Origin of the sequence: Flavobacterium sp., from assembly GCF_027482425.1 — a bacterium.
Classification (GTDB): Bacteria; Bacteroidota; Bacteroidia; order Flavobacteriales; family Flavobacteriaceae; genus Flavobacterium.
On record NZ_JAIXWA010000082.1, the window covers coordinates 1 to 6,964 of the forward strand.

Consider the following 6,964-nt stretch of genomic DNA (forward strand, 5'->3'; position numbering starts at 1 on the left):
AAGTTTCGGGATTTATAGTAGCGTACACACCACAAGTATTTGTCAACTCTCATAAACGGGTAAAAACTACGTTAAATAGTTTACAAAAATAAATCAATATTGTATCTTGCACGCCATAAATACAGTAATTTCTATGCGTTTTAAAATTTTTACGTTGTGGGCACTCGCCATGGTTTTTTTAGGTACATCTTGTTCTAGGGATACCAATTCAGCCGCACCTATTCGCGATCGAGCCGAACAGTATGCAACAGACATTGCAGCCATTGATGATTTTTTGGATACGCATTATATGGAAGTGAATCCAACTACTTTTGATGTAGAGTTTTATAAAATTCCCGAAAATGGTACGCAAACTTCTATACGAAATCAAACGCAATATCCTTTGCGAGACACCTTGATTGCTCAGGATGACATCAATTATAAATTGTATTTCATCAAATTCCGAGAAGGGACACAGAAAAGGCCTACCCAGGTAGATTCTGTTCATGTGGCTTACAAAGGGATCGAGTTGAGTCTGGACGTCTTTGATCAGGCGGTTACGCCCAACTGGTTTGCTTTGGAGTCATTGATTCCCGGTTGGGGCCATGTGTTTCCCAATTTTAAATCGGGTACTTACACAGCTGTTCCTGGGCAACCGATTCAGTTTGATAATTATGGGGCTGGAGTGATGTTCTTGCCTTCTGGTTTAGGGTATTATAACAATGCAACAACGAATATCCCGGCTTATTCGCCCATTATTTTCTCCTTTAAATTGATAGAAGTGCGTTATCGAGATCATGACCGTGATGGAATACTCTCGCGTGATGAACGTTCTTTTCCCTTGACCAATTGGAGTGACAACCCCAAAAATTATGATACTGATGATGACGATCGGGCCAATATGGTCGACATTGATGATGATAACGATTCGTATTTAACTAAGTTCGAGACTAGTTATGTGGTCAATGGGGTTACCTATTATTATCCTTTTAATGGCGCTGCTATAGACAATCCAGCTACACCTAATGTAGATGAACGTCGGGGCATCCCTCGAAAATTTACAGGACCCGTAATTAATGGAGTGGCCACGCCGGTTGAAGAAGATTTTACAGCGCCCAATCGTTTGCGGCGACACTTAGATAATACGGTAACAAACGTCAACCCATAGATACAAAAAAAACGGTCATCGACCGTTTTTTTATTGTCCTAATTTTCGGCGTTCCGCGGCATAGGTTCTAAGTTTTTTTCCGTATTTCGTTTTACTAATTTTGGGACTCATCGATTTATCAATGGTATCCAAATATTTGAGGGATACGTCGGGAATTTCGGCCAGTGCGATGTATGGCGCAATTTCGTAATTGTTATTGTTGACAATAAAGTTGGTGGTAATCAAATAGCGTCTTTTCAAGTTTTCATCTTGTTCTTTTTGGATACTGTCAATTCGTGACACATTATTATCTTTTTTAGCGATTAATCCCAATTGAATTAATTCTAAATTTTTATCAATCAAACGCGACATCATGATCTTGTATTGGTCGTACAACTCCTGATTTTTGGACCCTTTTATGACAGCATCAGCTGTAAAGTAATCCAAAGAAGTTTCCACCGTCATCGAACCGGGTTCGGCGAAAAAAGGAAGGTTGTTGTCTACCGAATTGCTAATTCCTCGGTCAATAAATAAATAAAGCATTTCGGGGTTTTTGAGGTCAATATGGGTTCGAAATTCGGAAGTCCCCTCAAACTTTATTGAATCGATGGGTACCAATATGGAATCGTCTTTGATTCGTTGAATATACAAGGTTCCTTTTTTAAAACCTTTGATGGTTCCCGATAACTCCAATCCATCTATTGGTTTTTTCACTTTGGCACAACTGATCAAAAGGGCTGATGCAAGTAAACAAATACTGATTTTTCGCATGATTTTATTTTTGGCAAAGATGAAAAAAAATCCTCAATTCGATTTACAAATTGAGGACTTTCGCAAAGGGTTTATTCAAGTTATCCTTTCAACCAGGATGTTTTTAGTTGATGTTTAGAAGGGTCAATGGTCATATACCCTTCATTGTCGGTATACGAAAATACAGCTTTTCCATGTAATGTCAATGGTTTACCACCTCGAATTACAGTTACGGTAACGGAATCATTTTCTTTCCATTTTTGAACCGCATCCATCAACGGGCCGATGGCATCCATCGTATAGGATTTTCCATCAACACCTGTGATAATGTCGTCAGCTTTCAATCCAATGCCCTGCATAAATGGAGATAAGTCGGTGTCATTACGCACAATGATTTCTTTTTTACCATTTGCTGTAATACAAGGCGTGCGTTTTAAAAACAACACATTTTCTGGTTTTTTAATCATTCCCTTCCCAACGCCCATTTTGGCAAAATAGCTGGCGTAATCGATAGGCGTACTTCCCGAAACATGTGTACGTAGAAAATTGCCCACTTCGGGATAGGTCATTGCGGTAACTTCGTCAAACAATTCGGCATCCAAAAACGGACGTGAAGGCCCGTATTTTTGTGATAGTTTTTGCATTAAGTCCAAAATGCCACGTGTCCCATTACTCTTTTCACGAATAATAACGTCGATACACATCCCAATGAGCGCTCCTTTACTATAAACATTTAAGTACTGTGATTTGTAGGGTTCTGTGAGTACATTCTGACTCATTTCGGTAAAGGGCATCGTATCATTCATTCGTTTGGCTTCATTTATTTTATTGGCCATACGCTTGTAAAAATCTTCTTCCGAGATAAGTCCTTGATTGACTTGAAACAGGTTGGCAAAATATTCAGTTACCCCTTCATACATCCACAAGTGTTGCGACATTTTCGGATTGTTGAAATCAAAGTAGTGGATTTCATGGGAATGCACACCGAGCGGAGTTACAATATGGAAAAACTCATGCGAGACCACATCTATCAACTGTTTTCCAAGCGATTCTGAAGGCATGATTTCAGGAAAAACTACTGTGGTTGAGGTGTTGTGCTCCAAAGCTCCAAATCCACGGGCGTCGGGTTTATCGGTTTCTGATAAATAGAGTAGGATAGTGTATTTTTTATTATTGTTGACCGGACCCAAAAATTTCTTTTGCGCCCGAATCATTTTTTCAATTGCAGGCGATAAAGCGGCAGCACTGTGTTTGGCATTGGGGGAATATACGCTAAATAAGATGTCCATACCGTCTACTTGGAAAGAGGTATAGTCTGGTTTTCCATACATAATGGGGTTGTCCACCAATTCGTTATAGCGTTCGGCAAGAAATACATCGGAAGTAGCCGAAGCATCAGTATCAAGTAATGAAGTAGCCCCAAACATACTGTCGGGGTGGGTGATTTTTAACTCGTAGTTTATATCCTTTTTTCCCTCAAAATAGCCTACAAAACCATGCTGGTTAATCATAAAGTTTTTCCCAGCATTGATATTGGTTCCTGCCGGTGAAAAAATTCCACCACCAAAACCACCGCCGCGTTCGCTATCAAAGGTGTCGTTTACGAGATAGGTTATTTTAGCCAATTTTTGCGCCTCTTTGATTTGCCATGAATTGGTACTTAACGCCTGTACTGAGAGTTCCTTTCCTTGGGCATCGAATGCTTTGAATTGCTCGACCATTTTTCCATAATCATCTACCGAGTACGTTCCAGGTATAATTTTGGGCAAATGGTATACAATATCGGTATCAGTTAAGGTTGGCGGAGTCACACTAACAGCTACTTTGTCATCGGTAATGTTGACCAAATCCAATTGCACGACCACATTGTTTTTCTTGGCTACCGTAGGTGTTGAGGAGCCACAGCCCGCAAGCATCAAGGCTGCTACTAGGGAAAATAAAAGTTGTTTCATGGAAAAATATTTACGCCATTGGTAGGCTGAATCGTTGATTCGTTACATTTTTTTTATAAAATCCATGATAACTTCCGTCAGTTCGGGTTCGATGGGTAATTTCCCGTCCGAATACGATTGCCGATTGGCTTGCTCATCGGGTGTATTTTTAAGTACATGATTCATGTTGGGAATAATAGCATAGACCGCATCTGGTTTGGCGGCTTTCAATAACGCGGCATCTTCTACGGGAACTTGTAAATCTTTATCGCCATTAATAATCAAAACGGGTATCTGAAGTTCACGGATTATTTTTGCAGGGTTAAAAACAAACCATGAACACAGATAAGGTAGCACGGTAGGACGAAAAACACTTTCCATACCAGGAATAACAACGTCACAAGTCCATTTCCCGTTCGCTTTCAATGCATCGATACATTGACGCAATGCTTCTTTTTGTTCAGGCTTGGTTCGGGTTAGTTGTTCAATCAAGACATCATCGGCGGGGCGACCTGGTCCTGCGAGTGAAATAAAGGCATTGGCCCCGTGAGGTGCGGCCAACATACCTACCAAAGACCCTTCACTATGGCCAATAAGTACGATTTTTGAATACTTTTTTTGACTCGAAAAATGCTGTAATACGGCTTTAGCATCGGTGACCATATCTTCAAAACGTAGTGTTTTTTCATCCAATGTTTTTTGAATGACTTGCGCAATAATACGTTTGTCGTAACTGAAAAAAGAAATGCCTTTTTCAGCGAGACTTTGCCCTAAAAATCTATAGCAGTTGGTTGGCATTCCCGGCTGATTTCCATTGCGATTTGTCGGTCCAGAGCCAGCGATTAAAATGACTAAGGTATTTGACGTGTCAGGAGTGGCGGGTGTGATTAATGTTCCTTTAAGTAAGGTGTTGATTTCAATTTCTTGAGCACTGAAGTTGCTCTGAGCTTGTGTCAAAAATGGAAACAAGCAAAATGCGAGGGAAAAAAGTGTTTTCATAGGGTAAATTTACCTAACGAAGGTAAAAAAAATCCTATTGGTTTAGCGCTTGGAGATTTTATTACCTGTAATCTGCCGCTGTAAGGTGCATTTAAAACGATCAATTCCGTCAACACGTCGTTGCGCATGTTTGGTGGCACGACCTTGCACTCGGGCACGCCACATGCGAAAGCTAGAAGGCTTCATTTCACGCCGCATCAGGGTGATGGTTTCCTGTTCAGACAATCCAAATTGATACGTAATGGCTTCAAAAGGAGTTCGATCTTCCCAAGCCATTTCAATAATGCGGTCGATTTGTTCTTCAGTAAATGCTTTGTTTTGCATAGTCAAAATTCGGAATACCGCGCAACATGATGCTATGAACAACCGTTAATTTTTAGGTAAAACAATAGCGGGTGCTTCTTTTTGCTGTAAAAATGAAATCTAATTGGGTTTATTCGTTGGTTTTCTTAAGGGTTGAAAAGGAATTTGCAGCAAATTAGAAAGCGTATTGTGCTCCTTTGGGTCTTGATGGGTATCAATGCCATATACAATTTGCGCCCGATCGAGATATCGATAGGTGCCCAAAACACGGTCCCAAACTGAAAAAATATTGCCGTAATTACTATCGGTGTAAGGAAGTTGATAATGGTGGTGCACTTTATGCATGTCGGGGGAGACCAAAACATAACTCATCCAACGGTCTAATTTTTTGGGAAGACCAATGTTGGCATGGTTAAATTGGGTCATGACTACCGATAACGATTGGTACAAAAAGACCAACCACATAGGGCAACCCACAATCAACACACCCAAACAGGTAAAGACAAATCGAATGACACTTTCCCCAGGGTGGTGCCGGTTACCTGAAGTGGTATCCAAATAGGTGTCGGTATGATGTATCAAGTGAAAACGCCAAAGCGGATACCATCGGTGTTCAACATAATGGGCTAAATAGGCCCCAAAAAAGTCAAGTCCCAACAGGCCTAAAATTAAAAATAGCCAAGTAGGCATGGCAGGTAAAAGGTTGAGCAATCCGATTTCATTTTGAATACTGAAATCCGCTGTGCGAAGCAACAAAAAGGCAAGCGCAAAATTGACCAAAATGGTTGTTCCCGTAAAAAATAAATTGATGCCCGCATGTTGCCATTTGGAATAAGTAAATCGTATAAACGGCGCGGCACTTTCTAAGAGCCAAAAGAGGGCAATTCCACCAGCCAACAAAGCAGCACGGTGTGACGAAGGGATAGTGCTAAAATACGCGATAAAATTTTCCATAATCATTACTTTAAGGTGCGAAAAGTGAGGTTAATTCTCGGGCCAACGGGTCGTGCTGTTTTTGGAATTTGGTGTTTCCAATAATGTTGTGTGGTTCCTTTCATGAGGAGTAAACTTCCCGCGGTTAGGGGGATTTTTAACTTTTCTTCCCGCAAGGTATTGTGCTGTAAATGAAAAGCGCGCTCGGCTCCAAAACTTAATGAGGCAATTACGGGATTGCGACCCAATTCTTTTTCATTGTCGGCATGCCACCCATTACTGTCTTGACCATAGCGGTATAAATTGAGTAAAACGGTGGTAAACTGCGTAGGAGCAATTTGTTCTACTTCTTCTTTTAAAAAAGTTAGCAAAGGCGTCCACGGATGGGGTTGCATAACCACATTAGCGTACGCGTAGGGTTTTCCTTCATGCCCATACAGCGCCGTTAATCGCGGTTGTGGGTAGGTTTTTCCAAAAACGGTAATGGGGTCATTGCACCAAGGCGTTTGGGTATACAGCAAGTCAAAATATTCTTGTGCTTTATCGGCAGCTATGAAGTTTGGATACAAACAGATGTCCGCATCGGGGACTGAAAAATGAATCGGATCGTGTAAATCAAATAGGGCCATAGCTATCCTTTGGTGCCCTCAAATTTACAAAAAGAGTTGCTCAAAATCGATATAACTAAAAGCCCAGTACATTAAAATAATTTGCAATGGTAAGCGAATGTATAGCAACCAAAGCGGTAGTCCTAAGCGCCCTTCCGAATACTTCACCATGTAAATATTGGCCGGAAATATCAAAATCAAAAGTAGGATGATAAAAGCGGCGGCAAGACTAGTAAATCCAGGAATACACAAGGCTATACCTAATATAATTTCGAGGAATCCCGTCATTTCATTGATGAATTTTTTATTGGTAA

Annotated in this window: 8 protein-coding genes; 1 reads left to right on the forward strand and 7 read right to left on the reverse strand. The window is 40.7% G+C overall.

The window, feature by feature from the left end:
* Positions 1 to 133 precede the first annotated feature (133 nt).
* A complete protein-coding gene (locus Q0037_RS11805) occupies positions 134 to 1,147 on the forward strand; it encodes a hypothetical protein (protein ID WP_297518650.1) in 1,014 nt (337 codons plus the stop codon).
* Positions 1,148 to 1,177: 30 nt separating this feature from the next.
* Here the strand turns inward: Q0037_RS11805 and Q0037_RS11810 are convergent, their stop codons facing one another.
* From Q0037_RS11810 to Q0037_RS11840, 7 genes are all read right to left on the reverse strand, one after another.
* On the reverse strand, positions 1,178 to 1,897 hold the full coding sequence (locus Q0037_RS11810; RefSeq protein ID WP_297518652.1) for a DUF4369 domain-containing protein: 720 nt from the start codon (positions 1,895 to 1,897) through the stop codon (positions 1,178 to 1,180).
* 80 nt (positions 1,898 to 1,977) lie between these two features.
* Complete coding sequence (locus Q0037_RS11815) at positions 1,978 to 3,828, reverse strand: peptidase M61 (protein WP_297518654.1); 1,851 nt, start codon at positions 3,826 to 3,828, stop codon at positions 1,978 to 1,980.
* Positions 3,829 to 3,870: 42 nt separating this feature from the next.
* Positions 3,871 to 4,806 (reverse strand): alpha/beta hydrolase, encoded by a 936-nt coding sequence (locus Q0037_RS11820; RefSeq protein ID WP_297518656.1) that lies wholly within the window; start codon positions 4,804 to 4,806, stop codon positions 3,871 to 3,873.
* 42 nt (positions 4,807 to 4,848) lie between these two features.
* Entirely contained in the window at positions 4,849 to 5,130 is a 282-nt protein-coding gene (locus tag Q0037_RS11825) for a TIGR03643 family protein (protein ID WP_297518659.1), read from the reverse strand.
* Positions 5,131 to 5,229: 99 nt separating this feature from the next.
* The gene (locus Q0037_RS11830; protein ID WP_297518660.1) at positions 5,230 to 6,063 is read right to left on the reverse strand and encodes a sterol desaturase family protein; all 834 of its coding nucleotides are present in this window, start codon (positions 6,061 to 6,063) and stop codon (positions 5,230 to 5,232) included.
* A gap of 5 nt (positions 6,064 to 6,068) precedes the next feature.
* Positions 6,069 to 6,671 carry an alpha-ketoglutarate-dependent dioxygenase AlkB gene (locus tag Q0037_RS11835; RefSeq protein ID WP_297518662.1) on the reverse strand — a complete coding sequence of 201 codons (603 nt, stop codon included), beginning with the start codon at positions 6,669 to 6,671 and terminating at the stop codon, positions 6,069 to 6,071.
* A gap of 24 nt (positions 6,672 to 6,695) precedes the next feature.
* Positions 6,696 to 6,964 (reverse strand): DoxX family protein (locus tag Q0037_RS11840; RefSeq protein ID WP_297518664.1); only part of this gene is annotated, 269 nt, incomplete at its 5' end.

Excerpts from the sequence above, each read along its gene's own strand:
- Q0037_RS11805 (WP_297518650.1), top strand. The coding sequence starts at position 134 with ATGCGTTTTAAAATTTTTACGTTGTGGGCACTCGCCATGGTTTTTTTA.
- Q0037_RS11810 (WP_297518652.1), bottom strand. The coding sequence starts at position 1,897 with ATGCGAAAAATCAGTATTTGTTTACTTGCATCAGCCCTTTTGATCAGT.
- Q0037_RS11815 (WP_297518654.1), bottom strand. The coding sequence starts at position 3,828 with ATGAAACAACTTTTATTTTCCCTAGTAGCAGCCTTGATGCTTGCGGGC.
- Q0037_RS11820 (WP_297518656.1), bottom strand. The coding sequence starts at position 4,806 with ATGAAAACACTTTTTTCCCTCGCATTTTGCTTGTTTCCATTTTTGACA.
- Q0037_RS11825 (WP_297518659.1), bottom strand. The coding sequence starts at position 5,130 with ATGCAAAACAAAGCATTTACTGAAGAACAAATCGACCGCATTATTGAA.
- Q0037_RS11830 (WP_297518660.1), bottom strand. The coding sequence starts at position 6,063 with ATGGAAAATTTTATCGCGTATTTTAGCACTATCCCTTCGTCACACCGT.
- Q0037_RS11835 (WP_297518662.1), bottom strand. The coding sequence starts at position 6,671 with ATGGCCCTATTTGATTTACACGATCCGATTCATTTTTCAGTCCCCGAT.